Here is a 26,346-nt window from a genome sequence, read left to right on the forward strand (position 1 = left end):
GCGGATGATGTGACCCGGTACGACGCGCTGACAGAACTACTCGACGAGAGGTACTCGTGCCGGCAGTTCCTGCCGAAGCAGGTCTCGCGCGAGGTACTCGAACAGCTCCTGTCAGCCGCCCGGCGCACACCGTCTTGGTCGAACACCCAGTCGTGGCAGATCATCGTGACCGAAGGTGATGCCACCCGAAAGTTCGCCGACGCGTTGGTCGAGCACGTGGCGTCCGGTGTGCCGCAACCGGATTTTCCGCTCCCGGCCAACTACAACGCTCTGCACCGTGCACGGCGACGTGAATGCGGTGGCGCGCTGTACGAGAGCATCGGGGTGGTCAAGTCCGACACCGAGGCGACAACGCGTCAATTCATTCGCAACTACGAGCTGTTCGACGCGCCGCATGCAGCCATCATCACCACCGATGCCGACCTGGGCGTGTACGGCGCGGTCGATTGCGGGTTGTATCTGCAGACTTTCCTGCTGGCCGCCCAGAGTCTCGGTCTCGGAGCCATCGCACAAGCAGCCCTGGCCGCGTACTCACCGTTCCTGCACGAGTGGTTCGACATCCCGGACACTCGAAAAGTGGTGGCCGGCATCTCCTTCGGCTACCCGGACGAGACACACCCGATCAACGGATTCCGTACCGGCCGAGCGCCTCTGGACGAGACGGTCACCTTCGTCGGACGCTGACGTCGTCGTCGAGCGCATTCGTCGACGGCAGTACGTCTGCGGCTCGGCTGCCTGTCCGCAACCCGCCGTAGGTTTTCTGACGAATGGTCGCCAGAGTGATCATTCCGATCACGGCGGAGCCGATGACGAAGTACGCAGGTGACACCGAGCTTCCGGTGCGGTCGATGAGCCACGTCGCAATGTAGGCGGCGGTCCCACCCGTGGCGATCGTCGCAATGTTGAAGCCGAGAGCGACGCCGGTCAGTCGAACTCGCGAGTCGAACAACGACGGGAACAGGGGAGCGGTTGCCGTCTGGATCAAGGGTGTGCCTACCGCGAAGAACATGAAAGCAATTGCAGCAACGAACAACCCGTGTCCACTCATCATCGACATTGCCGGGTACGCGAGCAGCGCTGACGCGAGTAATCCGCTGGCCAGCACACGCACGCTGCCGAACCGATCGACCAGCAGCCCGGCGAGCGGCATGGACGCCGCGACGAGCACGATGACACCGGCCGCAGTCCAGGTGACCGAACTCTGACTGAATCCGGCTTCGCGCACCAGATGGATGCCGATGTAGGTGAGCACCATGTATCCGGTCGCGTTCTGAGCCACACCCAGTCCGAAGACCTGCAGAACCTGCTTGGGATGAGTGCGGAGTAGTTCGGTCAACGGTGCCTTCGCCACCTCGTTTTCCGCGGCTGCATGGACGAACTGCGGGGTGTCTTCGATTCGCGTGCGGGTCCAGAGACAGAACAGCACCAGAGGGATGCCCAGCAGGAACGGAATTCGCCAGCCCCAGCTGGTCATCTGCGCGTCGGTGGTGAGTGTGGAGGTGATCGCCACGGCGATGGCCGCGAGTGCGAAACCGCTGTTGCTACCCAGTGCGACGAAGGACGCACCGAGCCCCTTGCGTTTTTCGCCGACCGTCTCGTAGACGTATGTTAGCGCGCCTCCGAGTTCTCCACCCGCCGAGAAGCCCTGGACCAGACGGGCGATGACCAACAGGATCGGCGCGAGAACCCCCGCGTTCTCGTAGGTGGGGAGGAAGGCCATCAGTGCACTGCCGACGCCCATGAGCAGAACAGAGAACAACAAGGCGCGCTTGCGGCCGTGTCTGTCACCGAGGCGGCCGAAGAAGATTCCGCCGATCGGACGCATCAGGTAGGCAGATGCGAAGACGGCCAGACTTGCGAGCAACGACGCAGTCGGGTCGTCGCCGGGGAAGAACAATGGGCTGACGACGACCGCGAGGTAGGCGTAGACGGTGAGGTCGTAGTACTCGACGATGGTGCCGACCGTGGCAGCGAGTACGCCACGGCGTCTGGTCTGCTCAGGGGTGCGAATGGTGGCCACGGACTGCTCCGATTCTGTGTGCGACGGCGACGAGGGGGCGAGATCTGCACGTGTCGTCACACTTTAACCGGTTAAATGTGTACATACTTCGAAATAGTGAACAAGAATTAAAGTAACTATCCTACGGTCGACGTAGCTGCCGGCGATCCGGTTGAGAGATGTTCGCGCGCACTGTTTTCGGTGGCATCAGCGGGCATGAACACGGCAACGGTTCACGCCGATTGCGCTACCGCCACGAGGGAACCAGAGCGCACAAGGGAGTGGAGCAGTCGCGCCGCGAGGTTCAGTGCCGGAGCGCGTCGATCAGCGCACGCGCCACATCCGTGCCCGAACGCCAGGCGCTCTCCACTCGGGGCACTCCGGACTCGCACCACTGATCGCCCGCCGAACCGACGAAGCGTCCGTCCTGCTCGCGAAGCGCGAAGTTGGAATCGTGCTGCGCTGCGGGCTTGGCGAAGGTCCACCGATGAGCGTGGGTCCATGTGGGTTGCGTGGATGCGACGGACAATTCGCGAAGGGCGTCGACAACTGGGGCGATTGCACCGTCGGGTTCGTCGAGATGCTGCTGCGCCCGTTCCGACGTGGTGTGCACCACCAGAACCGGAGCCCCGTCTCCGCGGCGTGCACCGTCGTCGACGACAAAATCGATATCGGGATGATCGTTGACGAACGCTGCGTCCCGGAAGGGAATGTCGAGCACGTCGAACCCACACGCCACCGCGATGACGGGTACGTAGTCGACCGCATCGGGAATTGTGGTCAGTCGCATCGCCTGAGGATCCGGCATGGCGACCACGACATGGCCGTCGGGCAATGCGGTCAACTCGGTCGAATCTTCGATGTCGAAGCCGTCGAGCATGTTTCGTACCAGCGATCGCAGACCGTTCGGGGTCGCCCAGCGAACCGGTCCGGTCGTTGTGCACGGTGCAGTCTCGGGCTTGAGGATGCCGAACGTGTTGGCCCACTGGCGCGCCAATCCACCCGACTCCCACTCGGCGACCACCGTCGAGAATTCCTGATCTCGGACGGTGAAGTAGCCGGCACCCAGGTCGACGCGACGGCCGTGCAACTCCGGCGATGACATCCGCCCACCCGGAGCTCGGCCTCGGTCGACGATGCGGAACGGCACGTCTGCGTCGCGAAGAACCCGCGCGCAGGCCGCACCGGCTATGCCCGCACCGACGATGGTGACCGGATCGGTGATCCTGCCCGCTTCGGAGTTCATCGGTCCAGTATGCCCGGATTTGCGCCAATATCTCTGTACCACCGGCTGTCTGGACATATCGGTCACCCGCTGCGTCCGCGTTCACATTGTGTTCGACTACAGGGATGGCCATTACGGAGAAGCCGGACACCGGCGAGAACGGACTCGGTACCAGCCTGAAACCACGGCACGTGACGATGATTTCGATAGCTGGAGTCATCGGCGCGGGATTGTTCGTGGGTTCGGCCAACGCCATCGCCACGGCAGGCCCGGCAGTGCTGCTGGCGTACCTGTTCGCGGGAACACTCGTGATCTTGGTGATGCGCATGCTGGGGGAGATGGCAACGGCCAATCCCGATACCGGCTCGTTCTCCACGTATGCCACACGCGCGCTCGGGCATTGGGCCGGATTCTCGGTCGGATGGCTCTACTGGTGGTTCTGGGTGTTGGTGATCCCGGTCGAAGCCACCGCGGCTGCTTCCATTCTCACCAACTGGCTCGGCGGAGCCCAGTGGATGTGGGCACTGCTCATCGTCATCGCCCTCACCGCGACCAACCTGATCAGCGTCGGCAACTACGGCGAATTCGAGTTCTGGTTCGCCCTGGTGAAGGTCGTGGCGATCATCGCGTTCATCGGCCTCGGCATCGCCGCCATCCTGGGGTGGCTACCCGATTCGGAAGTCAGTGGTGTGGACCAACTCTGGGCCTCGGGCGGCTTCATGCCCCTCGGGTTCGGCGCGGTGATCGCGGCCATGCTGACGACGATGTTCTCGTTCATGGGCTCGGAAATCGTCACCATCGCCGCTGCCGAATCCAAGGACCCGGCAAAGGGAATCACCCGCGCCACCAACTCGGTCATCTGGCGAATCTCGATCTTCTACTTCGGTTCCATCTTCGTCATCGTCGCGCTGGTGCCCTGGAACGAACTGGACCCCAATACGGGCTCGTACCAATTCGTACTGTCCAAGATGGGAATCCCGCACGCCGAGACCATCATGGACATCGTCATCCTGACTGCCGTCGCGTCGTGCCTGAACTCTGCGCTCTACACCGCGTCGCGCATGCTGTATTCGCTCGGCGATCGAGGTGACGCACCCCGGGCGGTCAAGAAGATCACCACGAACGGGGTGCCGTGGGTCGCGGTGATCGCCTCGATGGTGCTCGGGTTCCTCGCCGTCATCGGAAACTACATCCTGCCCGAGAAACTCTTCACCTACCTGCTGGCGACCACCGGGGCCGTCGCGCTCTTCGTCTACCTCGCCATCGCCAGCAGCCAGCTGGTGCTGCGGCGTCAACTCGACCGCGACGACGAACGCCCTGCCGTTCGGATGTGGCTGTACCCGTGGCTCACCTACCTGGCCATCGGGTTCATCGTGTTCGTCCTGGTGATGATGGTGGTGCGGCCGGAGCAGCGGTCGTCGATTCTGCTCTCGGCCGTCCTCGCCGCAGTGACCGTGATCGGCGGAATCCTGGTGCAACGCCGAAATACGCGGCGCGACACTGTCGCCGCCCGCGCATCGGAGTGAGTGCAACTAGACCCCCGCGTACACCTGCCGGTACAGATCGACGATCTGTTCGGCGGTCGGCACGACCGGATTGTTTCCCGGGCTGCCCGACGCGAGTGCCTGCTCGGCCATGAGTGGCAGCAGCTCGTCCCACTTGGCCTTGTCGATACCGAAGGTCTCCGGAGTCGGAACCTCCACCTCACGACACAGTGTGACGATCGCATCCTGCAGTTTGCCACCGGCAACCTGATCCGAATCGCTTTCCGACGCCGCGCCCAGTGCGCGTGCGCAGTCGGCGTAACGTGCCGGTGCCCCGTCGATCGAGAATGCCGTGACGGCAGGCAACAGCATCGCGTTGGACAGCCCGTGTGCAACATGGAAGTGCGCGCCGATCGGTCGACTCATGCCGTGGACCAGACAGACGCTCGCATTGGAGAACGCCATTCCTGCCTGCGTCGAGGCATGCATCATCGCCTCGCGCGCCTGCCGGTCGTCGCCGTCGCGATACGCCCGCAGCAACGACGTCCCGATCGTGCGAATCGCACTGAGCGCCAGACCGTCGGAGATGGGGTTGGCCTTCTTGCTGACGTACGCCTCGATGGCGTGGGTCAGTGCATCGACACCGGTATCGGCCGTCAGACGCGCCGGCATCGACATGGTCAGCTCGAAGTCGATGATCGATGCGATCGGGAGAAACGACAGCCCGGGGCACAACATCTTCTCGTCCGAGGCGACGTCGGTGATGATGGTGAACTGAGTTGCCTCCGAACCACTTCCGGCCGTGGTGGGGATGGCGATGATCGGTAGGGCCGGGCCGGTCGACAGCACGGGAGCCTTGAAGTCCCGCATCGTGCCGCCCTGCACCGCGAGAATGGCCAACGCCTTGGCCGTGTCCATCGGACTGCCACCGCCGAACCCGATGATCGAATCGGCCGAATGCTGCTGCACCGCTTCGAGACCGGCGACCAACGAATCGGTCGTCGGATCAGGAACGGTGCCCGAGAACAATGCAGGCGTCTTACCGGCCTCGGTCATGATCTTCACCAAACGATCCGCCGAGCCGTTGCCGGCCATGAACGCATCGGTGACGAGCAACGGCCGTGACACGTCGAGGTCGGTCAGAACGGTCCCCAGCTCCTCGACGGCACCGCCGCCCAGCTTGAGAAACCGAGGAAACGAAATATTGGCAACCATGGTGTGCTCCTTCGCGGTGTCTTCGGAACTCAGCTGTTTTCGGGGAAGCCGAGGTTGATGCCGCCGTGGCTGGGGTCGAGCCAGCGACTGGTGACGGCTTTGCCGCGGGTGAAGAAGTGGACGCCCTCGGTGCCGTGGGCGTGGCTGTCGCCGAAGAGGGAGTTCTTCCACCCGCCGAAGCTGTAGTACGCCATGGGAACCGGGATCGGCACGTTGATACCGACCATGCCGACCTCGACCTCGTTCTGGAAGCGTCGGGCCGCCCCACCATCGTTGGTGAAGATGGCGGTGCCGTTGCCGTACGGGTTCTCGTTGATCAGTCGAAGGGCGTCGTCGTAGGTCTCGACGCGGACGACCGAGAGGACCGGTCCGAAGATTTCGTCGGTGTAGACGCTCATGTCGGGCGTCACGTTGTCGATGAGGGTGGGCCCGAGCCAGAATCCGTCGGTGCCGCCGTCGGGCTGGACGGTACGTCCGTCGACGACGAGGGTGGCCCCGTCTGCTTCGCCTGCATCGACGTACGAGGCGACCTTGTCACGGTGGGCCTTGGTGACGAGCGGTCCCATGTCTGCCCCGCGGGTTCCGTCACCGGTGACCAGCGGAGTGGTGCGCTCGGCTATCTTCGCGACGAGTTCGTCGGCGATGTTCCCGACTGCGACGAGTGCGGAGATGGCCATGCATCGTTCGCCTGCGGAGCCGAAGCCGGCATTGACCATGGCGTCGGCGGCGAGGTCGAGATCTGCATCGGGGAGCACGACGGCGTGGTTCTTGGCCCCGCCGAGAGCCTGGACGCGCTTTCCGTTGGCGGTGCCGGTGGAGTAGACGTACTGGGCGATGGGGGTGGAGCCGACAAAGGAGACCGATTTGATCTTCTTGTTCTCGAGGAGCTCGTCGACGGCCACCTTGTCGCCTTGGAGGACGTTGAAGACGCCGTCGGGCAGACCTGCCTCGGCCCAGAGCCGGGCGAGCCAAATGCTGGCGCTCGGGTCCTTCTCCGAGGGCTTGAGTACCACGGTGTTGCCGGCCGCGATGGCGATGGGAAAGAACCACATCGGGACCATGGCCGGAAAGTTGAAGGGGGAGATGATCGCTACCGGTCCGAGCGGTTGACGGATGGAGTAGACGTCCACGCCGGTGGACGCGTTCTCGGTGTACCCACCCTTGAGCAGATGCGCCATGCCGCAGGCGAATTCGACGACTTCCTGGCCGCGGGAGATCTCGCCGAGTGCATCGGAGAGGACCTTCCCATGCTCGGCGGCGATGATCTCGGCGAGCTCGTTCTTCCGCGCGTTCAACAGCTCTCGGAACGAGAACAGGACAGAGGTCCGCTTGGCAAGGGAGGTATCGCGCCACGCCGGGAATGCGGCTGCGGCCGCGTCGATGACCGCGCGGGCGTCGCCGGGATCGGCCAGGGTGAGGGTGCCGGTGACCTCGCCGGTAGCGGGGTTCGTGACGGGGGCGGTCCGGTCGGAGCTACCGGAATAAGTCTTTCCATCGAGCCAGTGCGCAATGACGTCGGTCAACGTTCGATCCTTCCATCGGTGTGTCTCGAGTCTCACTTGTACGGATGCACATGTCAAAGGCCAAAACCGCAGATCGCTGTGCAGAAATGCACACTGGCGATAGTCTCCTTGGGTGTTCAACGCAGACCACCTCCGCTATTTCCTCGAAGTGTCGAGGACGGGGCGTCTGACCGACGCCTCGCACACTCTCGGTGTGGACCACACCACCGTCGGTCGGCGCATCACGGCGCTCGAGAAATCGGCCGGGCAGCGTCTGTTCGACAGAACGCCGTCGGGTTGGCGACTCACCGAGGCGGGTCGACGCCTCGTCGGATACGCAGAGACCGTCGAATCGACGCTCATCGCCGCCTTCGAGGATCAGACCTCCGACACCGGCTCCCTGCGAGGGACCGTGCGCATCGCGGCCCCGGACGGTTTCGGAGCGTTCGTCCTGACACCGAAGCTCGGCGTACTGCGAGACAAGCATCCGGATCTCGACATCGAACTGGTCACCGCCACCGAGCACAACTCGTTGGCCACCAGGGAATTCGATATCGCAATCACGTTGGAGCGGCCGTCGCCGCGATTCGTCGTCACTCGCAGGTTGGCGACGTACTCCCTCGAGCTCTACGCCGCCGCCGAGTATCTCGCCGCGATGTCGCCGATCCGGACTGTCGACGATCTGCGAGAACACACACTGATCTCGTACGTCGACGCGCTGCTCGACGTGGCGCCGCTGCGAATCCTGGATTCGATCCTGCCGGAGGGCCGTGCGCAGATTCAGACCAACAACATCACCGGGCAGTGGATCGCGGCGAGATCCGGGGTGGGAATCGCGCCCTTGCCCAGCTACATCGGTGACCCGGACGAGGCCCTCGCGTCGGTGTTGCCCGGCGTCGTCTCGGTCGAGCGGACGTACTGGACGGTGGTGCCGCGCGAGCTGACCGGTCTGGCTCGGGTGAAGGCCGTCGACGAATTCCTCCGGTCGGTCGTGACCGACGAGCAGCATCTCTTTCCTGTGCCGCAGTAACGACGAGAGAAGTGCACAGTCCGAGAGTGTCGGTGGCCGTTGACATTTGGACGTTCCGATGAGACGCGCGTCTCGTGATCACGGACACACGTGACGCCGACCTCAAAGCAGTGGGAAACGGTGAAGATAGGGGTAACAATCTGTTACAGACACATCCGCGGACGCGGATCCACTCGAGATTCTGGGGGAATCATGACACTGTTCGTAATGGCAACGGTCGGCTTCGTCGGTATGGCAATCGCACTGCTCAACGACGGAAGCGACATGAATTTTCGTGGTCGCCAGTTGGCGGGCGCGTACCGCCAGCGCTGAGTCCGGCATACCGAATTCCTGCGCCGGGTGCGCAGTTGGCAAGATTCGTGGGATGTGGACACACCCCCGAGCGATCGGCTTACTGGTCGGCTACGGCCTCGATCGAGTGTTCGCAGACCCACAACGCTGGCACCCGGTGGCAGGATTCGGCACCATGGCGCTGCGCGTCGAACACAGCCTCTACCGCGACAGTCGAGCGCTGGGCGTCGTCCACGCAGTCGCGCTGATCGGCTCGGTGACCGCACTCGGCGTCCGGTCGAGTCGGGTGGCCGGTCGGGTGGGTGCACCTGCCGAGGTCGCTCTGGTCGCGGCCACCACCTGGGCCGCCCTGGGAGGCACGTCCCTGTCGAAGGTGGGTCGGCAGATGGCGGACCACCTCGACAACGACGACCTCGGGAGCGCACGCGCACTGCTGCCGTCACTGTGCGGTCGGGATCCGGAACCACTCGACTCCGACGGCCTCGCGCGCGCCGCACTGGAGTCCATCGCGGAGAACACCTCCGACGCGACGGTCGGGGTGCTGGTGTGGGGAGCACTGGCCGGGGTGCCGGGAATTCTGGCCTACCGAGCGAGCAACACGCTCGACGCGATGGTCGGGTACCGGTCTCCGAAGTATCTGCGTTTCGGTTGGGCCGCAGCACGAATCGACGACGTTCTGAACCTGCTACCGGCTCGCGTCACCGGCGTGGCGACGATTGTCGCAGCGCCCTCGGTGCAGGGTTCGCCCGCCCGAGCCCTGAAGATGTGGCGACGCGACGCCGCGCAGCACCCCAGCCCCAACGCAGGTGTTGCCGAGGCGTCGGCTGCCGGGGCTCTGGGGCTGCAGCTCGGCGGCAGGACGCAGTATCGACACGGCGTCGAGATCAGGCCGACACTCGGTGACGGCCACGCGCCGACAGCACGCGATCTTCGTCGATCGGTCGCACTGTCGAGCCGAGTGCAGGAACTGTCTGCGGTCGCGTCAGCGATTCTTGCCGTAGCGATCGGCCAGGCGAGGATCCGACGGCGTCGTCTCGCGTGACGCCGCGCGCGCCCGTGCTCGCTTCTCGCGGCGGGTGGGCAGCGTGAATTCTTCTTCCTCGTCGGGACCGGCCTCGTCCTCGGGCTCGGTGTCCGGCTCGCCGGACATCGCGTCCGCGAGTTCGGCACGTGAATTGCGGCGTTCCCGTATTTCCGCCCGGGCGAAATACGCCAGGCCCAGCGGTGCCATGATGCCGAACGCCAGCCACTGCAGACCGTAGGACAGATAGGGACCTGCGTCGGTCTGCGGCAGTTCGATCAGGCCCAGACCGCCCGGCTGAGCGTCGTCGAGCTGTAGGTATCCGTTGATGGCGTCGACTCCCACCGCTGCGCCGATCTGTTCCGGATTGATGTTGTAGACCTGCAGCCGACCGTCGTCCTCGACGGGCTCGCGCGAGGTGCCTTCGGCTTGGCGTACCCGTGCGTTCAGCGTCACTTCACCGGCGGGTGCCGCCTCGAACTCCGGCGCTCTGGTTCCCTCCACCGGCAACACGTACCCGCGATTGACGAGCACGGTGGGCCCGCCGTCGATCACGAACGGGGTGATGACCTCGTAGGCGGGCTGATCACGGATGCTGCGTAGCCGCACCAGTACGTCGGAATCGGCGACATAGGACCCGGGCGCGATGACCCGACGCCACTCGTCCTCGGCCGGAAATCCGTTTGCGGTGAGAACATCGGAGATCGGCACCGGATCCGCGTCGACGGAGCGGGTGATCAGATCGTTGCGCTCGGACGTCGAGGTGTTCTTCCCCAACTGCCACGGAGCGAGCACGCTGAAACACAGGAACGCGAAGGCCAGCACCACCGCAGCCAGCACCAACCATTTGGGTCGCAGCAAGAACGCTAACTTTCGCACTCCACCACGGTAGCCGGGTCAGTGAGAGAGTCGAGACCGTGCCCAGTCCAGCATGCCGGGAACGGCACTTTCGATCTGCTCGCGCACCTCGGTGAACGCCGAATCGGACGAGTAGTACGGATCGGCCACCGACGAGTCGTCGGCATCGGGATCGAACGACCGCAGCAGGGCGACACGATCTGCCGGAGCGCCGAGCTGCAGCAGGGCGCGCGCATGACCGGTATCGAGCGCGACGATCAGATCTGCCGCCAGGTGATCCGGCCCGACCTGCGCCGCCTCGTGCTCGCTGTCGTAGCCGTGGGCATCGAGCTCGGCGACGGTTCGTGGATCTGCGCCGTCGCCCACATGCCAACCGCCGGTCCCGGCGCTCGAGACACGCACCGCCTCACCCAGACCGGCCTCGCGTAGATGCCCTGCGAAGACCTTCTCGGCCATCGGTGATCGGCAGATGTTGCCGGTGCACACGAAGGTCACATGCAGTGGCTCGTTCACTGCACGGCCGCCGTGTTCTGCTCCAAAACGGTGGCCAGTTCGTCCATGCTCGACGCGGTGAACGCGGCGTCGTCGCTCTCGCCGTCGACGCCGTAGCCCCACTCCACGTACACCGTGGGAATGCCGAATCGAGCGGCACCGTGCACGTCGTGATCACGATCACCGATCATGATCACCCCGGCTGTGCCGCCGTCCGCGGACTCCACCGGATCGATGCCGAGGTTGGTCAGCGAATGCGCGATCACATCGGACTTCGCCCGTCGGGTGCCGTCGTTGCTGGCACCGCCGATGAACTCGAAGTACCGCGACAGACCGAAGTGGTCCAGAATCCGAACGGCGAATCGCTCCGACTTCGACGTCGCTACGCCGAGGCGCACGCCGCGTTCCTGCAATCGCGTCAACACCGTCTCGATGCCGTCGAACGCGGTGTTCTCGGCCCAGCCGCGCTCGTCGTAGCGTTGGAAGTACGCCGCCAGTGCGCGCTGCGCTGCATCCTCGTCCAGGCCGAGCCCGCGCAACGTGTCGATCAGAGGTGGTCCGACGACCATCGACAGCTGTTCCTCGGTCGGTTCGGGAGCCTCCACCGACGCCAGAGCATGACGAAAACCGGCATGAATTCCCGGTGCGGAATCGGTCAACGTCCCATCGAGATCGAACAGGACAACGGACGCGGGAGCATCGACAGACATGGTCCGAGCCTATCGGTGCGGGCCGCTCGGTGACGGCGCGGCTACGCTCGTCGCGATGTCCGACACAGCTGCCGATCCCGATGCGCTACTCCGTCACCACGGCGACGTCGAGGTCGATTCCGGCTTCGTCGACTTCGCCGTCAACGTGCGCGGTGACGGACCGCCGGCATGGCTTCGCGATCGGCTGGCCGCGGCACTGAGTTCGTTGGGTTCGTACCCGAGCAAGGCCGCCGACAAGGCCGCACGAGAACAGGTGGCCGAACACCACGGACGCTCACCGGACGAGGTGCTGCTGCTCAGCGGCGGGGCCGAGGGGTTCTCGATGCTGCCGCGGCTCGAGCCCCAGCTCGTGGCGACGATCCACCCGTCGTTCACCGAGCCCGACTGGGTGCTGGAGCAGGCGGGCATTCCGGTGCACCGAGTGATCCTGCCGCCGCCCTTCGAGCTCGATCCGACGCTCGTGCTCGATGCCGCCGACATGGTGATCCTCGGCAACCCGACCAACCCCACGTCGGTCTTGCATCCCCGTGAGGCGGTACTGAGTCTGCGCGGAACCGGACGCACGCTGGTGATCGACGAGGCCTTCGCCGACGCCGTTCTCGGGTCGGGGGAATCGGTCGCCTCACAGAGCCTTCCCGACGTGCTGGTCCTGCGGAGCCTGACGAAGACGTGGGCGCTGGCGGGATTGCGATGCGGGTATGCGCTTGGCCACCCCGACGTCCTGGCACGGCTGCAGTACGGCCGCGCGCACTGGCCGCTTGGGAGTCTGCAGCTCGAAGCGATCCGCGCCTGCACCGAACCGTTCGCCGTCGATCGGGCACGCGCCGAGTCCGAGCGAATCCACCGCGAACGAACCGCGATGATCCCGCGACTCGAGGCTCTGGGACTCGACGTCACCGGACCCGCCCGCGCGCCGTTCCTGCTACTGCGCGTCGACGGAGCCGATTCGGTTCGAGAACGCCTGCGCACGATGGGTATCGCGGTGCGGCGCGCAGACACGTTCCCGGGGCTCGACCGTCACCACCTGCGCGTCGCGGTACGGGACTCGCAGCAGGTCGACATACTGGTGGACGCGTTGAACACCGTTCTGTGAGGAGAGCATCGACCATGGCAGTGACACTGGCGGACGTCATCGAGGTACTCGACGACGCGTACCCACCCCGTCTGGCGGAGAGCTGGGACTCGGTGGGCCTGGTGTGCGGAGATCCCGAAGCTGTTGTGCAGCAGGTCGTGTACACCGTCGACGTCACCGACGCCGTGGTCGACGACGCCATCGCTCGGGGTGCCGATCTCATCGTCGCCCACCATCCCTTACTGCTCAAAGGCGTCGACACCGTCGCGGCCGACACCGCGAAGGGCTCGGTGATCCATCGCCTGATCAAGGCCGACTGCGCGCTGTTCACCGCCCACACCAACGCCGACTCCGCCGATCCCGGTGTCTCCGACGCGCTCGCGTCCGCCCTCGGCGTGATCGACACCAGACCGCTCGATCCCATTCCTGCTCCCGCACATGACAAGTGGGTGGTCTTCGTGCCGACCTCCGACTCCGCCGCAGTGCGACAGGCCATGTTCGACGCCGGAGCCGGACAGATCGGCGATTACAGCGAAGCCAGCTGGCAGAGCGCGGGTCTCGGCCAGTTCCGTCCGGGTCCGAACGCACACCCGACCCTCGGTGTTGGCGGAGAGGTGCACACCGAGGCGGAGGATCGCATCGAAGTCGTTGCTCCGAAAGGACTACGTGCTGAGGTGCTTTCGGCAATGCGTCGGGCACACCCGTACGAGGAGCCCGCGTTCGACGTCTTCGAATCCGCGGCTCTACCGTCGTGCACCGGCCTGGGTCGCATCGGTCGACTGCCGAATCCGATGACCCTCGCCGAATTCACCGACGTCGTTCGCGAGGCGTTGCCCACCACGACGTGGGGAGTGCGCGCCGCCGGAAACCCCGAGGCCACGGTCTCGGTGGTTGCGATGTGCGGGGGAGCGGGTGACTCGTTCCTTTCCGCGGTGGCGAGTACCGATGCCGATGTGTACGTCACCTCGGATCTGCGCCACCACCCGGTCGACGAGCATCTGCGGGCGGGTGGGCCTGCGGTGATCGACACCGCGCACTGGGCGTCGGAGTTCCCGTGGTGTGAACAGGCACGAGGCATCGTCGACGCCGCGTTCGGCGATACGGACGGCTGGAGCAGCCGCGTGACCGAGGTCCGTACCGACCCGTGGACCATCTGACTTGCGGTCGGGCAGGAGTGGAGCCTGCAGAAACGACCCTGATGGCCTCTATCCGGCTTTCTTGCTTTCGAGCAGCCGGTAGGGTGATCGGAACCAACTTCCATAGTCGCAGGAGTCATCAAGCGTGAACGTCGATCCCAAAGTCCAGGCCTCGCTGCTCGAATTGGCCGGTGTGGATACCGAACTCTCGCAGATCGCCCACCGCCGCAAGAGCCTCCCCGAGCAGCAGGAGGTGGACAAGCTCGAGACCGAGCGCACCACCCGCAAGGATGCCGCGGTGACGGTGCAGATCTCGATGGACGATCTCGACCGGGACATCCGCAAACTCGAAGGCGAGGTCGATGCGGTCCGGCAACGCGAGGCTCGCGACAAGAAGATGCTCGAGAGCGGCACAATCGCCCCCAAGCAGATGACCGAACTGCAGCACGAACTCGGCAGCCTCGAACGTCGCCAGGGCATCCTCGAGGAGGAACTGCTCGAGGTCATGGAGCAGCGCGAGGCCAGTGAGCGGGACTACGAGCACGCCGGCGCGCAGCTGACGCAGATCGAGGACGAGCTCGTCGACGCCGGTCGCCGCCGTGACGACGCCGTCGCAGACCTCGATGTCGCCGAGAAGCGCAGCGCCGAGCGCCGCGAATCGTTGGCCTCGGGATTGCCCGCGGACCTGCTGGCGCTCTACGAGAAGCAGCGAGCACTCACCGGCCGAGGTGCGGCACTGCTGCAGGCTCGCCGTTGTGGAGCGTGTCGTATCGAACTCGATCGCAACGAGATCGCAAGCATCGCCAACAAGCCGGCGGATGCTCTCATTCGTTGCTCCGAGTGCAATGCAATCCTGGTGCGCACCAAGGAATCCGGAATTTGAGTCAGGAATCGAGAGTCGTCGCCGAGGCCGACGGAGGATCGCGTGGTAACCCAGGCCCGGCCGGGTACGGCGCAGTGGTGTTCAGTGCCGATCGCTCGCAGGTTCTCGCCGAGCGTCGGGCATCGCTCGGCGTGGCCACGAACAACGTCGCCGAGTACAACGGACTGATCGCTGCGCTGAGCGCGGCCCGTGACGTCGGGGCCCGTGAGGTTGCAGTCCGCATGGACTCGAAACTCGTCGTCGAACAGATGTCCGGGCGCTGGAAAGTGAAGCATCCGGACATGATTCCGCTTCAGCGACAAGCGGCCCAACTTGCTCGCGAATTCGATTCCGTCACCTACGAGTGGATTCCGCGCGCGCAGAACTCGCACGCCGACGCACTGGCGAACGAGGCGATGGACGCCGCGGCCGAGGGCGTGGACCTAACGGAACTGCCCGATGCCGAGCCGGTAGCGAAGAAGGTCGAGTCGCCTGGCTGGACCGGTGCGATGGGGGAGCCGACTCGCCTGCTGTTGCTGCGTCACGGCCAGACCCCCATGTCGGTCGACCGTCGGTACTCCGGTCGCGGCAATCCGGATCTCACCGAATTGGGTCGACGTCAAGCCGATTCTGCCGCAACGGTTCTCGGCTCACGAACAGATATCGATGCCATCGTGGCCTCGCCACTGGCGCGCGCGCAACAGACCGCCTCGGCGACAGCCGACCGCTTGGGATTGCCCGTCACCACAGTCGACGGTCTCATCGAGACCGACTTCGGTGACTGGGAAGGACTGACGTTCACCGAGGCCATGGAACGTCACCCCGAGGGCCACAAGGCGTGGCGTGGCGACACCTCCGTCGCACCGCCGAACGGGGAGAGCTTCGACGCGGTGCGCGTGCGCATCGAAGCGACCCGCGACCAGTTGCTCACCGAGTACGCCGGCAAAACGCTCCTGGTGGTCACCCATGTCACCCCGATCAAGATGCTGCTGCAACTTGCACTCGACGTCGGCCCGTCGCTGCTGTATCGACTGCACCTCGACCTCGCGTCGCTGAGCATCGCGGAGTTCTACCCCGACGGCGGGGCTTCGGTGCGATTGGTGAACGACACCTCGCACCTGACTCGACTGGCCTGATTCTCGCGGCAGGCGCGATGTGGCGAAGGTGCAGGAGCAAGTGGACCTGTGGAGCTGAGTCGAAACCCTGATTTAACTACGCGACCTAGTGCGCTGCTGTGCGGCGCAAGCCGAGCGGTCGACTTTGTCAGCCGAGGGCCGGACAGGTCGTCGTGTCCACCTCCACGACTGGCTGGCAGTTTGGTATTGGCTGAAGTTGGCCATGTGTGGCACTTCTTCTCAGACTTCACGGTTCGGTCCCTGTGGCAGGCTCGAATCGAGCAAGTCATATGACTCCTGAGCGTGCAATCCGGGCTAACAGCTCGGGAAGTCCAAACCTGACGAACTGGTCGGTTTCGACGTCGTGCTCTCAGAACGCCGGTACGGTCTAGCCGCCTCGGCGCTCACGGCCCCCGGGTGACTATGGTTGGCTAACGATTCTCTGGAAGAAGGCTCGCTTGAGATCGGCGCCCTTAAATATTCGATCCACGGCTGTCTTGCCGTCGTCGAACTTCTGCACCTCCTCATTGAGCAGTACGTGCAAACCAGTGAGCGTGGACTGAGTCGGCTTGTCCTTTAGCTTCTCGCTCGGAACCTTCTCGAAATCTTCGACTTTCTTCACCCCCGACGCCTGTAAGACGTAGCCGGAGGCCAGGTAGAAGCGAGCGTTGGTTGAGTCGTCGGCAACAGCTTTCGCGGCAGGCGTCCTGAGATAGTCGTCGACTGCATCGACGACCATCAGTGCTTTTAGGTACAGCTCTTCCGAATCATCGGGTTTGAAGACCCGCATCCACCCGGTTTCTGTGCTGAGAAGCGATGCTGGGCGCGCTCGGGCAGTGTCGGGCTGAAGGAGACGAATTGCCATCACGGCCTGCCCCACCTCAGTCATGTTGCGGATTTTGCTCGCTGCCACCTTCACGCCGCGATACTGGTATCGCCGTCGTTCGTAGTACCAACCGTGCGAGTGCAAAAATTGCTCGATTCGAATTTGCTTACCGTCATTTGCGTGCAGTTGAAGACTGGCAATCGCCGTCTGGTTATTTGTTCCGCTAATGATCGCTTCACGCACTTCGGGATCGGACTCGGTGATGACGCGGACGAGGATGAATTCCTTCAATCGCTTCTTGGTGATGGCTTTCGCGACGTCTTGCTCGTGGATGACGTGAGAGGTCTGGAGACCGTTGACAATCAGGGGGTTGGTGAGAACCCATTCCAGCTCAAGCGGGTTATTTGCCTCATCCGCGATCACTGTGATTCCGTTGTTCAACCACCAGAAGGCGGAGTCCGAATCGGTTGCGAGGGTCGTCCCGATTGCATCGTTGACGCGAACATTTGCACCAGCGTAGTCTCGAACATTGACTGCGAACATTTCCTCACGAATGATGGCAGTCTTCTCGTATCTCAGAAAGTTAATGTACTCCTTGATTGAGACGAGGCCCACCATTGCTTTTGCCTGTCTAACTGGCGGTTTGGTCAGCACGAGCTTTGCCATGAAATCGGTGCTGACGCGCAACCGGGTGACCAGCTCGGCGTCGCCCACGTACTCCACCGTAGTGGTGCTTCCCGTTGGCAGGCGGCCTGTCAGCCACTCCTTCAACTGTTTCGACTTCGTTTCCATGTACTTGTCCACATTCTCTTGTGGCGCGAAGCTGGCGTAATAAACGTGAAAGTGGACGACTGGCACAAGCATCGCCAGTTTGGCACGCAGCTGCCGCCACGTAGTTGCTTTCTCAATGATGTCATCGTTCAGAGGAAAGGACCTCAGGTCTGCGGCCGACTGATTGTCGTCGAAGATGGCCTTCAACGTGCTCCCGATTTTAGGGAGTACATTGGTATCCCATTTCTTTTCCTTCTTAGTCTGGATAACGACGACGTCCAATGACATTCCGGTCTGCAGACCGTTCAGAGAGTTCCTGCGCCTCGTCAGCCGGATCGAGTCTGCGTCCACAAGTTCGCGGCGATTCAGAAACAGGAAGATGCCGTCAATCCCGCCGTCGTTGCTCCCAGACACAAGGCCGCGTTCGATGTCTGCGTGATCAGCACCATACTGCCTAAGCAGCAAGCTGGAGGCGAATCGCTCGAAGGCATCGCCGTCTGACAACTTCGGATAGTTGTTTGCCTTGAACTCAGTGAAGTTGCCAATAGCGATGACTTGATCTGGAGAGTCGCTCATCTGGTAAAGCTATCGCGCCTCAGTTGAGCGTCCGCAAGACGGTCGGGCCCGCCGGGAAACCTCTAGCCAGCGCGAATGACCAATGCCGCACGCCACGTGGTCGGTCCGAACCGCGCGGCCCTCGGTCCCTCATCTGAGGCCGGCCAGCACCACAGCGCAGCTCGTACGCGCCCTGGGGCTTGGGCGCTCCGGGTGTCGCCATAGCGTCGTCCTTCCGTTTGTTGTGCGTGAGTCTTCAGGACGATCGAGAACCACTTGCTTGGCATCGCGCCGAGCGCGTTCAGCACCTCGAATGTCGGTGGAGCACTAGCGCCCCTAGACCTGGGTGCGCCGGCCTCGGGTAGCGACAACTGCTCTCGAGCCAGCTGTCTAGGTCTGCTAGATAGCGTTGGAGTCCGGCGATCTGCCCGTCCACGACCTCGGGGCTCGGGTGCCAGAACCGCTCGGGTAACCGAGCCAGTAGTGACTTGATCTAGCCTGAGACGGCTTGAGATCCGCGTCTTCGGGCTATCGGACCACCTTGAATTTCGCCGCCTTCGAGGCGTCGCTGCGGACGGCTGAGACGGCTCCTCGCTTTGCTTCGATCTGTTCGTCTGTCGGGTAGGCAGAGCTTGCCGAGCAACTGAGCGAGCAACCCGCGCTGGAAGCGAACTTCCGCGATCAACGGGTGGATCATCACCTGTCGGGTCGATCCGAGGACGGTGAGCGCACACCGGACGCGGTCACGATCGTTGAACGAATTGTTCCCATCGAGGGCTGACGCGAGCATTGTCCGAGTTCACCGATACATTGCTGCGGTGAGCAGTGAGCTGTGGGCAGCGATAGTCGGTGGAGTGGCAGGTCTCGGAACTGGTGTCGTCTCCTCCTTGTTCGCTCCCTGGGCGAAGTGGGCGGTCGACAAGCGTCAGATCAAAATGCAACACAGATTGGCCTTGTTGACGCAGTTTAGGGACGGACTCGGTGAGTACCGAAGAACGGGCAGGTCTATCTCCAGCAAGAATTGGTATCAGCAACTGCGTCCTTACCTGTCAGTCGACGCACGAGCCAAGGCCGAATTTCCACTTGTCCCGGCAGCGTCGGACCCCGATGGCCGCAGAGATCGGGTGCGAGAGGTCTCGGTGCTACTGGCAGAAGAGATCGACCGGGTTGAGCGCCAATGGAAGCTGCGAAAATGATTTCGCAATGGTTGGTGCAGGAGCCCCCGTCAATTGTCGTCCCGGTCCCTACCGTCGTAGTCGAACCTCAGGTGACGATCCCGCCAGACCTGCTCGAACGGCTGACTCCGCCAGACCCAGGATTGTTCACACAGCCAATTGCAACTATCGCTGCGTCACTAATTGCGCTTACTGCGGCATGGATCGCGTGGTGCTCTGCTAAAAGGCAGACAGCCGCGAACACACGCAACACAATGCGGCAGATCGCTACTCAGAAAAACTTGCATCGCCTCGCGGAGGAATCGGCGGCTCAACAACGAGCGCGGCAAGAACGGCTGACAGTGCTAACGGACGCGGTTTCGGCGCTGAACGAGCTTGGTGCGGCAAGTATCAAGCTTCTCACTATTCAGCATGATCCTATCGACCCTGCAACCTACAAACCCGCCATCGAGCGTGTTCAGCTGGCAAAACTCAAGATGGCTGAGACCACGGCTCAACTGCAACTACTCGGCCTCGCTAGCGCCGTACAGGCAACCGAGACGGCGCGTAAGAGTCTTCTCAAGTGCCGTACAGACAAGCTTTCACCGGTTGAAGAACTTAGCGCCACCATTCGCAGCTCTATCGCAGTAGCGCTGAACACATACGTTGCGGAGCTGGACACGCCAATACGGTTTAACCGGTGAGCTCTACGGAATTATGCAGGACAACCGCCCCGGTCTCGATGACCGCACCGGAGCCCGGCTCCATCTCCAACAGCACTTCCTGCCACTGCTGGGCGCTTCCGGTCGGTCGTGCGCCACACGGGGGTAGAGGCGGTGACCAAACTATCGTGGTCTCAGGAACGTTCCAGGGTCATCGATACGTGAGACAGGGGAGTAGTCCGAACCAGCGGTGCGATCGTGTGGTAACTCGCTCGAACTCTTGAATAACGTCAGCCAAGGTCTCGTGCTCATCGCCGGTAAAGGTTCCTACATCGCGTCGTGCATAGCCGACGCAATCGGATTCGTCGAAGTCGGCCCAATGCCTTTGGAACCAAATGCGTTCTGCCGCAGCAGCGTGATTGATGAGTGCGATAGGTGTCGTGAGCGATGGGACCAAACGTCTGCGGGCTTCGGATTCGCCTAGGTCGCGGACTGCATCGATCAGGGCCCGTCGGTTCCGGTCCAGCATGGCGTCGATAATCTGTCGATCATCTCCAGTGGTAATCATGTCGTCGTACATCGTCGTCCGTTCTTGTCGGGGGGGTAGGGGACTCAGGCGATTGCGGCTTATGTTCGGGCAAAGCGTCGGGTTCGAGGAAGCCGTGTCCTCATGGTTTGCGTCCGCACGATGAGGGCTGGCAACGCAGACTTGTTGGCCGCAGCGGACGCTTCTACCAACCGCTACCGGGCGAGTGTCGAACACCGCGCAGAGGCGACGGCGGACTCGTGAACTTTAACGCGGTCGGCCAATGGATTTTTAGGCCCTGCGCTCAGCGGCAACCTCACGACCGTGACCACCCCATTCGGGTGCCGCATCCCGGCGCTGGGGTACCAACCTCATTGGGAAAGAGCCGCCCCTGATTCCCGCTCGAGCATGGGTCATCCGGATCATCGGCGACTCCGGCAAAGACATCGGAGCCCGTAGCAGGTTTCTCAGGCCTAGGTCTGCAGTGCAAGCCACAGGCCCGCCACGGCCCCGATGATGGTCAGCGGTGTCGTGATGACGCCCAATACGGTGAATGTCCGCAGGTCTGCCGGCTCGTCGTTGGCCGATGCAACGCGTCGCCACAGCATGATTGCCAGTGACCCGACGTAGGTGAGGTTGGGCCCGAGGTTCACCCCGATCACCATGGCCAACAACAACGCCGGGGGAGCATCGGCACCGAACGCGGCCAGTAGCAGCAGCGTCGCGGGCAGGTTGTTGACGATGTTCGACGCCACCGCCGCAATGGCTGCGGTTGCCAGTAGCGATACGAAGGTGGTGTCCGACGGCAGAATTCGCGTCAGCCAGTCGCCGATCGGCCCTGTGGTGACGCCGAGAACGACGATGCCGAGCAGAAAGACGAAGCCGCAGAACGGTAGATCGGCACCGCGCAGAATGGCGCGAGCACTGGTGTGCCGGCCCCGGAGTGCGGGGATGGCCAATGCCACCGATCCCACCGCCGCCACCCAGAACGGTTCGACGTCGAACAGGCCTGCCACTGCGAAGCCGACGAGTGTCGCGCCGAGGATTGCCAGCGTGGCTCGCGGTGCGGGTACGTCCTCGGCGCTCTGCTCGACGGACTTCTCCGGCGGTGTGGCGGTGCGGGACAGGTCTTTGCGGAAGAAGATCAGGAACACCGCCAACTCGATGGCCACCGCGAAGATCCACGGCAGGGCCATCAAGGCAGTGAAGTGCAGGAAGGTCAGACCGGTCGCGGCGAATGCGAGAAGGTTGGTCAGGTTCGACACCGGCAGCAGAGTCGACGCCGAGTTGGACAGGTGTGCAGTGGCGTAACTGTGCGGACGCGGCGACATCCCCAGGATCCGCGCAGCACCGATGATGGCCGGTGTCAGCAGAACCACGGTGGCGTCGAGGCTCAGCACCGCGGTGGTCGACGCCGCCGCCGCGAACACAAGGGTGAGCAATCGGCGGGGACTGCCCCTGGATCCTCGGCGGAGCTTCGCGGCTATCCACGTGAACACTCCGAGTGCGTCCGAGAGGTGCGCCAGGATAAGGATGAACGCCAGAAAGACCACGGTCGGAGCGAGTTCGAGTACTTGCTCTCGCGCGGCGTCGAGGCTTACGAGGCCGACGAGCAGAACGATCGCCGCAGCCGGAAGTGCGGCGACGATCTCGGGCAGGCCGCGAGGGCGAACGATGGCGAAGACGAGAACGGCGGCGACCAGTGCCGCGGCAAGAGCGGTCACGCGAGAATCTTCACCAGTGTGCGCACGTTTCGTGTGGTGGTCGTGGCCTTGTACTTTGCTTTGGCCGTGGCTTTCCCGAATGTGCTGTCGGTGGTGTTGCCCTTGCGCACCTCCCAATAGAGCACGCTGTTCCCCTCGGCGATCCGTTCGAGTTCCGGGTCGAGTTCGTCTGCAAGAGCGGACAATTCGGTCAAATGTTTATCGTCGCTACCAAACACCACATAAGGATGCCAGCCCTCCCGCTCGGCGTCGAACGGGTACGACTCCACTATCGCTCGAAGTGTGGTCACGTCGAGGACGACAACCCAGGCTTGGTAGCCGAACGTCTCGGCCAGCGTGCTCTCCGTCTGCGCCTTGACGGCGTCGACGCTCAGCGAGGAGCCCAGCAGAACATTGCCGGTCGCCAGAACGGTGCGGACATCGGTGAAGCCGGCCGATGTCAGGGCCCCACGGAGATCGGCCATCTTGATGTTGATGCCACCGACGTTGATGCCGCGGAGCAACACGACCCACTCACTCATGGGAGGGACTGTAGTTCGGTTCCCGGCTGACGCGGAGTGCCGAGTAGAGTGTGCAACCGCGAACGAGTTGGCCGGACGGCTGCGGCTCGGAGGACAGGCGAACGAGTGTCGTCGCGCTTCGGGCCGAGGAAAGTCCGGACTCCACAGAGCAGGGCGGTTGTTAACGGCAACCCGAGGTGACTCGCGGGACAGTGCCACAGAAAACAGACCGCCTGCGGATCGGTTCTTCGGAGTCGAACTGCAGGTCAGGGTGAAACGGTGCGGTAAGAGCGCACCAGCATCCCAGGTGACTGGGATGGCTAGGTAAACCCCGCCCGGAGCAAGGTCGAAGGCTGCACCGTTCAAGCGGTGCAGCTGCGCAGGTGCTCGAGGGCTGCTCGCCCGAGCCTGCGGGTGGACTGCTCGAGGTACCCGGCAACGGTGTGCCCAGATGGATGGTCGTCGACGTCGAACCTGCGAAAGCAGGAACGGCAGACAGGATCCGGCTTACAGGCCGACTCGTTCGCACTCACTATTTCTCCCGCAGTTCTCCTGCGGTGTCGCTCCATGGGGCACACTGGAAGTCATGACCGACGACGACACCTCCTGGTACTACGACATCAACACCAAGCAGGTCGTACAGGGCAAGCAGACCAACGCCCTCGACCGCATGGGCCCGTATCCGGACAAGGCCACCGCGGAGCAGGCGCTGAAGATCGCCGCGGCGCGCAACAAGGCCGCCGATTCCGACGACGACTGGAACAACTGACGGTGCTGCTCACCCGGCTCAGGGCTCCGGGCTTCGACTTCGAGGCCATCAGATCCGAGTTCGCTCTCACCGACGCTTTCGAAGCAGACGTGATGCGTGAAGCGATCGAAGCCCGAGACCTGCACGCCGACAGCAGAATCGACCGCACCGACATCCCGTTCGTCACCATCGACCCACCCGGCTCGAAAGACCTCGACCAAGCCGTCCACATCGAGAAGACGTCCAACGGGTTGGTGGTGCACTACGCGATCGCCGACGTGGGCGCACTGGTGACGCCCGGGGGAGCACTCGACACCGAGACCCGTCGACGCGGCCAGACGTTCTACCTCCCCGACGGATCCGTGCCGTTGCATCCACGGGAGCTGTCGGAGGGATCGGGCAGCCTGCTGGAGGGGCAGACTCGCTGCGCCGCGCTGTGGACCATCGAACTCGACGACGTCGGTGAGGCGGCCGCATGGACGGTCACCCGGGCTCTCGTTCGATCGACCGCCCGGCTCGACTACGCCGCCGTGCAAGCCGATGTGGACGCGGGGACACCGCATCCGTCCATCGCGGCGCTGGCCGAATTCGGGGCACAGCGCGCAGCCGCGGCCAGACGGCGCGGAGCCGTCGACATCACCTTGCCCGAGCAGGAAGTGGTGCCCGACGGACAGGGCTGGCGCATCGTCCTGCAACCACGCACCGCAGTGGACGGGTGGAACGCCGACGTATCGCTGCTGACGGGAATGTGCGCCGCCAGAATCATGCTCGACGCCGGAATCGGCATCGTGCGCACCCTCCCGCCTGCCTCGTCCGAATCCGTGGACACACTGAAGAAAACGGCAGTGGCACTCGGAATCGACTGGCCCGCAGGAGCATCCGCCGGGTCTGTACTGGCCGGCCTGCCCACCGACGAGCCGTCGACGCTGGCGATGATGACCCAGGCGACCGGTTTGCTGCGCGGCGCGGACTACCTCGCGTTCGACCGCACGACCAACCCTGTGGACAGTGACACTTCGGTCGAGCATTCGGGAATCGGCGCGCCGTACGCGCACGTGACGGCACCACTGCGTCGGCTGTCCGATCGCTTCGCCACCGAGGTGTGCCTGGCGGTCGTAGCCGGAGCGCCGGTACCGGACTGGGCGGCGCAGGCATTGCCGGAACTGCCCGCCATCATGCGTGGATCGGATTCCGCAGCGTCGAAAGTGGACCGCGCCTGCATCGACCTCACCGAAGCGCACGTACTGAAAGATCGAGTGGGCGAGCAGTTCTCGGCTGTCGTACTGCGCGGCGCAGAGGGCAAGCGGGATGCCGAGGTGCTGGTGTCACAGCCGATCGTTCTGGGAAAGTGCGACGGGGAACCGCCCGCGGGGGAGTCGGTGAAGGTCCGGTTGACCCGGGCCGACACCGACTCGCGCACAGTCCGATTCGACTACGAGGCCGTCACGGCCTGAAACGATCCGTGGCCTCGACGAGGTGATGCACGATGCCGGGCTCGGCCGCAGAATGGCCGGCATCGTCGACGATCACCAGATCGGCCGAAGGCCAGGCCTCGTGCAGCGCCCACGCGCTCGTGGCCGGGCACACGACGTCGTAACGGCCCTGCACGATGACACCGGGAATGCCGTCGAGCAGAGGGGCGTCACGCAGCAGTTGATTCTCTTCGAGAAAGCAGTTGTTGCGGAAGTAGTGGTTCTCGATACCAGCGAATGCCAGGGCGAACCGCGCATCCGAGTTGTTCTGCACCGCATCCGGTTTGGGTAGCAGGTAACTCGTTGCCGCTTCCCAGGTCGACCAGGCCACCGCTGCTCGCGTCGCGGCTTCGTGGTCCTCGGACATCAGCTGCCGGTGATACGCCTCGACGAGATTGCCGTCGCGCTCGTCCTCCGGAATGGGTTCGAGAAATTTGTCCCACAGGTCGGGAAAGATGTGGCCTGCCCCGCCGCCGTAGTACCAGTCGATCTCCGACGGCCGCACCAGGAATATCCCCCGCAGTATCAGCCCCCGGACGCGATCCCGGTGCGACTGCGCGTAGGCCAGGGACAGCGTCGAGCCCCACGAACCGCCGAACACCAACCACGTGTCGATACCCAGGTGCTCCCGGAGCGTCTCCATGTCCGAGATCAACCGGTCGGTGGTGTTGACCGACAGATCGGCACCGTCGGCGATGTGCGGGGTCGACTGCCCGCAGCCTCGCTGATCGAACAACACGATTCGATAGGCCTGCGGGTCGAAATACCTGCGCTGCAACGGATTGGTGGCACCGCCCGGACCGCCGTGCACGAACACCACGGGCGCACCGTCGGGGTTGCCCGATACCTCCCAGTAGATCTGTTGGCCGTCGCCCACGTCGAGGTGCCCGGTCTCGACAGGCGCGATCTCGGGGTAGAGGGTCCGCATTCTAGAAGCCAACCAGACCGGACGCGAGGTCCGGAATGTCGAGAGATCGGATGGCCTCGTCTCGTACGTCCGAGCACGTTTCCGTCGTGATGTCGTCGACGATCGCTCGGTTCTGCACCACCTGCAGGTTGATGACGCCGCTCTGCGCCGCCCAGGTCTGCACCAGGATGTTCAGCCCGCCGCGGCCCAGAGTGGGCCCCTGAACGCGCCAATTGGACAGCTGCGCCTCGAGATCGGTGCACAGCTGCTGCTTCTGGGCATCGGTGATCACTGCGTCCGCAGGCGGTGCGGTGACCGTGGTGGTCGGTGCGACCGTCGTGGTGGACGACGAACCGGTGTTGCTGGTGTCGGTGCTGCATGCAGTCGCCACGACGAGAAGCGCAGCCGCGCCTGCCAAGCCGACTGCGCCTCTGCCGAGAATGGAGATCGAACCCCGTCTGAGTTTCATGGTCCGAGTGTGCCACCCGA

The 26,346-nt window shown here is 63.7% G+C and carries 24 protein-coding genes and 1 other RNA gene; 12 read left to right on the forward strand and 13 right to left on the reverse strand.

Going from position 1 to position 26,346, the window contains the following annotated elements; translation table 11 throughout:
- Nucleotides 1–9: 9 nt before the first annotated feature.
- Nucleotides 10–684 carry a nitroreductase gene (locus tag ABZ677_RS06140; RefSeq protein ID WP_358367441.1) on the forward strand — a complete coding sequence of 225 codons (675 nt, stop codon included), beginning with the start codon at nt 10–12 and terminating at the stop codon, nt 682–684.
- On the opposite strand, the gene ABZ677_RS06145 is transcribed toward ABZ677_RS06140, so the two are convergent.
- A complete protein-coding gene (locus tag ABZ677_RS06145) occupies nt 665–2,020 on the reverse strand; it encodes an MFS transporter (protein ID WP_358367444.1) in 1,356 nt (451 codons plus the stop codon). The two genes, ABZ677_RS06140 and ABZ677_RS06145, sit on opposite strands and share 20 nt — an antisense overlap.
- Nucleotides 2,021–2,303: 283 nt before the next feature.
- Nucleotides 2,304–3,245 carry an NAD(P)-binding protein gene (locus ABZ677_RS06150; RefSeq protein ID WP_358367447.1) on the reverse strand — a complete coding sequence of 314 codons (942 nt, stop codon included), beginning with the start codon at nt 3,243–3,245 and terminating at the stop codon, nt 2,304–2,306.
- A 104-nt stretch (nt 3,246–3,349) separates the two neighbouring features.
- Between ABZ677_RS06150 and ABZ677_RS06155 the strand changes: the two genes are divergently transcribed.
- The gene (locus tag ABZ677_RS06155) at nt 3,350–4,750 is read left to right on the forward strand and encodes an amino acid permease (RefSeq protein WP_052047845.1); all 1,401 of its coding nucleotides are present in this window, start codon (nt 3,350–3,352) and stop codon (nt 4,748–4,750) included.
- A 6-nt stretch (nt 4,751–4,756) separates the two neighbouring features.
- Here the strand turns inward: ABZ677_RS06155 and ABZ677_RS06160 are convergent, their stop codons facing one another.
- Nucleotides 4,757–5,923, reverse strand: coding sequence for an iron-containing alcohol dehydrogenase (locus ABZ677_RS06160; protein ID WP_358367451.1), 1,167 nt, complete (start codon nt 5,921–5,923; stop codon nt 4,757–4,759).
- Nucleotides 5,924–5,952: 29 nt separating this feature from the next.
- Nucleotides 5,953–7,446: a CoA-acylating methylmalonate-semialdehyde dehydrogenase gene (locus tag ABZ677_RS06165; RefSeq protein ID WP_358367454.1), complete on the reverse strand. Its 1,494-nt coding sequence runs from the start codon at nt 7,444–7,446 to the stop codon at nt 5,953–5,955.
- A 112-nt stretch (nt 7,447–7,558) separates the two neighbouring features.
- Between ABZ677_RS06165 and ABZ677_RS06170 the strand changes: the two genes are divergently transcribed.
- Together ABZ677_RS06170 and ABZ677_RS06175 are read left to right on the forward strand one after the other, a co-directional pair.
- Nucleotides 7,559–8,455 (forward strand): LysR family transcriptional regulator, encoded by an 897-nt coding sequence (locus ABZ677_RS06170; protein WP_094635488.1) that lies wholly within the window; start codon nt 7,559–7,561, stop codon nt 8,453–8,455.
- A gap of 364 nt (nt 8,456–8,819) precedes the next feature.
- Nucleotides 8,820–9,788, forward strand: a complete 969-nt coding sequence (locus ABZ677_RS06175) for a cobalamin biosynthesis protein (protein WP_358367457.1) — start codon at nt 8,820–8,822, stop codon at nt 9,786–9,788.
- On the opposite strand, the gene ABZ677_RS06180 is transcribed toward ABZ677_RS06175, so the two are convergent.
- The 3 genes from ABZ677_RS06180 to ABZ677_RS06190 are packed head-to-tail and all read right to left on the reverse strand — an operon-like array spanning nt 9,729 to nt 11,827.
- Complete coding sequence (locus ABZ677_RS06180; RefSeq protein WP_358367460.1) at nt 9,729–10,646, reverse strand: SURF1 family protein; 918 nt, start codon at nt 10,644–10,646, stop codon at nt 9,729–9,731. The two genes, ABZ677_RS06175 and ABZ677_RS06180, sit on opposite strands and share 60 nt — an antisense overlap.
- An 18-nt stretch (nt 10,647–10,664) precedes the next feature.
- Nucleotides 10,665–11,138, reverse strand: a complete 474-nt coding sequence (locus tag ABZ677_RS06185; RefSeq protein WP_358367463.1) for a low molecular weight protein-tyrosine-phosphatase — start codon at nt 11,136–11,138, stop codon at nt 10,665–10,667.
- Complete coding sequence (locus tag ABZ677_RS06190) at nt 11,135–11,827, reverse strand: HAD-IA family hydrolase (protein WP_037192952.1); 693 nt, start codon at nt 11,825–11,827, stop codon at nt 11,135–11,137. The genes ABZ677_RS06185 and ABZ677_RS06190 overlap by 4 nt, the downstream gene beginning before the upstream one ends.
- Before the next feature lie 55 nt (nt 11,828–11,882).
- On the opposite strand from ABZ677_RS06190, the gene cobC reads away from it, so the two are divergent.
- From cobC to ABZ677_RS06210, 4 genes are all read left to right on the forward strand, one after another.
- Nucleotides 11,883–12,920, forward strand: coding sequence for an Rv2231c family pyridoxal phosphate-dependent protein CobC (gene cobC / locus ABZ677_RS06195; RefSeq protein ID WP_358367466.1), 1,038 nt, complete (start codon nt 11,883–11,885; stop codon nt 12,918–12,920).
- Between the two features lie 14 nt (nt 12,921–12,934).
- A complete protein-coding gene (locus ABZ677_RS06200) occupies nt 12,935–14,056 on the forward strand; it encodes a Nif3-like dinuclear metal center hexameric protein (RefSeq protein WP_358367469.1) in 1,122 nt (373 codons plus the stop codon).
- 124 nt (nt 14,057–14,180) lie between these two features.
- Nucleotides 14,181–14,918 (forward strand): C4-type zinc ribbon domain-containing protein, encoded by a 738-nt coding sequence (locus tag ABZ677_RS06205; RefSeq protein WP_032394446.1) that lies wholly within the window; start codon nt 14,181–14,183, stop codon nt 14,916–14,918.
- Complete coding sequence (locus ABZ677_RS06210) at nt 14,915–16,033, forward strand: bifunctional RNase H/acid phosphatase (protein ID WP_358367472.1); 1,119 nt, start codon at nt 14,915–14,917, stop codon at nt 16,031–16,033. Before ABZ677_RS06205 ends, ABZ677_RS06210 begins: the two co-directional genes overlap by 4 nt.
- A gap of 400 nt (nt 16,034–16,433) precedes the next feature.
- On the opposite strand, the gene ABZ677_RS06215 is transcribed toward ABZ677_RS06210, so the two are convergent.
- The gene (locus ABZ677_RS06215) at nt 16,434–18,185 is read right to left on the reverse strand and encodes an AIPR family protein (RefSeq protein ID WP_358367475.1); all 1,752 of its coding nucleotides are present in this window, start codon (nt 18,183–18,185) and stop codon (nt 16,434–16,436) included.
- A 1,408-nt stretch (nt 18,186–19,593) separates the two neighbouring features.
- Here ABZ677_RS06215 and ABZ677_RS06220 point away from each other — a divergent pair.
- The gene (locus ABZ677_RS06220) at nt 19,594–20,022 is read left to right on the forward strand and encodes a hypothetical protein (protein WP_358367478.1); all 429 of its coding nucleotides are present in this window, start codon (nt 19,594–19,596) and stop codon (nt 20,020–20,022) included.
- A gap of 169 nt (nt 20,023–20,191) precedes the next feature.
- Here ABZ677_RS06220 and ABZ677_RS06225 read toward each other — a convergent pair whose 3' ends face one another.
- The 3 genes from ABZ677_RS06225 to ABZ677_RS06235 form a co-directional block, all read right to left on the reverse strand.
- On the reverse strand, nt 20,192–20,560 hold the full coding sequence (locus tag ABZ677_RS06225) for a DUF664 domain-containing protein (RefSeq protein ID WP_358367481.1): 369 nt from the start codon (nt 20,558–20,560) through the stop codon (nt 20,192–20,194).
- A 419-nt stretch (nt 20,561–20,979) separates the two neighbouring features.
- Nucleotides 20,980–22,230 carry an SLC13 family permease gene (locus ABZ677_RS06230; protein ID WP_358367484.1) on the reverse strand — a complete coding sequence of 417 codons (1,251 nt, stop codon included), beginning with the start codon at nt 22,228–22,230 and terminating at the stop codon, nt 20,980–20,982.
- A complete protein-coding gene (locus ABZ677_RS06235; RefSeq protein WP_358367487.1) occupies nt 22,227–22,751 on the reverse strand; it encodes a DUF1697 domain-containing protein in 525 nt (174 codons plus the stop codon). The genes ABZ677_RS06230 and ABZ677_RS06235 overlap by 4 nt, the downstream gene beginning before the upstream one ends.
- Nucleotides 22,752–22,814: 63 nt before the next feature.
- Here ABZ677_RS06235 and rnpB point away from each other — a divergent pair.
- The 3 genes from rnpB to ABZ677_RS06250 all read left to right on the forward strand — a co-directional run bounded on the left by rnpB (nt 22,815) and on the right by ABZ677_RS06250 (nt 24,932).
- Nucleotides 22,815–23,256: RNase P RNA component class A (gene rnpB, locus ABZ677_RS06240), an RNA gene on the forward strand.
- Nucleotides 23,257–23,316: 60 nt separating this feature from the next.
- Entirely contained in the window at nt 23,317–23,499 is a 183-nt protein-coding gene (locus ABZ677_RS06245) for a hypothetical protein (protein WP_037192936.1), read from the forward strand.
- Between the two features lie 2 nt (nt 23,500–23,501).
- Complete coding sequence (locus ABZ677_RS06250; RefSeq protein WP_358367490.1) at nt 23,502–24,932, forward strand: RNB domain-containing ribonuclease; 1,431 nt, start codon at nt 23,502–23,504, stop codon at nt 24,930–24,932.
- Here ABZ677_RS06250 and pip read toward each other — a convergent pair.
- Together pip and ABZ677_RS06260 are read right to left on the reverse strand one after the other, a co-directional pair.
- On the reverse strand, nt 24,922–25,878 hold the full coding sequence (gene pip, locus ABZ677_RS06255; protein WP_358367493.1) for a prolyl aminopeptidase: 957 nt from the start codon (nt 25,876–25,878) through the stop codon (nt 24,922–24,924). The genes ABZ677_RS06250 and pip overlap by 11 nt on opposite strands.
- A 1-nt stretch (nt 25,879) precedes the next feature.
- Complete coding sequence (locus tag ABZ677_RS06260; protein ID WP_052047844.1) at nt 25,880–26,326, reverse strand: hypothetical protein; 447 nt, start codon at nt 26,324–26,326, stop codon at nt 25,880–25,882.
- Nucleotides 26,327–26,346: the final 20 nt, after the last annotated feature.

The sequence above is a fragment of the Rhodococcus sp. NPDC006774 genome (genome assembly GCF_040636045.1).
In the GTDB taxonomy this organism is placed as follows: domain Bacteria; phylum Actinomycetota; class Actinomycetes; order Mycobacteriales; family Mycobacteriaceae; genus Rhodococcoides.

Excerpts from the sequence above, each read along its gene's own strand:
- ABZ677_RS06215 (WP_358367475.1), bottom strand. The coding sequence starts at position 18,185 with ATGAGCGACTCTCCAGATCAAGTCATCGCTATTGGCAACTTCACTGAG.
- ABZ677_RS06190 (WP_037192952.1), bottom strand. The coding sequence starts at position 11,827 with ATGTCTGTCGATGCTCCCGCGTCCGTTGTCCTGTTCGATCTCGATGGG.
- ABZ677_RS06155 (WP_052047845.1), top strand. The coding sequence starts at position 3,350 with ATGGCCATTACGGAGAAGCCGGACACCGGCGAGAACGGACTCGGTACC.
- ABZ677_RS06245 (WP_037192936.1), top strand. The coding sequence starts at position 23,317 with ATGACCGACGACGACACCTCCTGGTACTACGACATCAACACCAAGCAG.
- cobC (WP_358367466.1), top strand. The coding sequence starts at position 11,883 with ATGTCCGACACAGCTGCCGATCCCGATGCGCTACTCCGTCACCACGGC.
- ABZ677_RS06175 (WP_358367457.1), top strand. The coding sequence starts at position 8,820 with ATGTGGACACACCCCCGAGCGATCGGCTTACTGGTCGGCTACGGCCTC.
- ABZ677_RS06225 (WP_358367481.1), bottom strand. The coding sequence starts at position 20,560 with ATGTACGACGACATGATTACCACTGGAGATGATCGACAGATTATCGAC.
- ABZ677_RS06160 (WP_358367451.1), bottom strand. The coding sequence starts at position 5,923 with ATGGTTGCCAATATTTCGTTTCCTCGGTTTCTCAAGCTGGGCGGCGGT.
- ABZ677_RS06260 (WP_052047844.1), bottom strand. The coding sequence starts at position 26,326 with ATGAAACTCAGACGGGGTTCGATCTCCATTCTCGGCAGAGGCGCAGTC.
- pip (WP_358367493.1), bottom strand. The coding sequence starts at position 25,878 with ATGCGGACCCTCTACCCCGAGATCGCGCCTGTCGAGACCGGGCACCTC.
- ABZ677_RS06200 (WP_358367469.1), top strand. The coding sequence starts at position 12,935 with ATGGCAGTGACACTGGCGGACGTCATCGAGGTACTCGACGACGCGTAC.
- ABZ677_RS06150 (WP_358367447.1), bottom strand. The coding sequence starts at position 3,245 with ATGAACTCCGAAGCGGGCAGGATCACCGATCCGGTCACCATCGTCGGT.
- ABZ677_RS06235 (WP_358367487.1), bottom strand. The coding sequence starts at position 22,751 with ATGAGTGAGTGGGTCGTGTTGCTCCGCGGCATCAACGTCGGTGGCATC.
- ABZ677_RS06220 (WP_358367478.1), top strand. The coding sequence starts at position 19,594 with ATGCGGCAGATCGCTACTCAGAAAAACTTGCATCGCCTCGCGGAGGAA.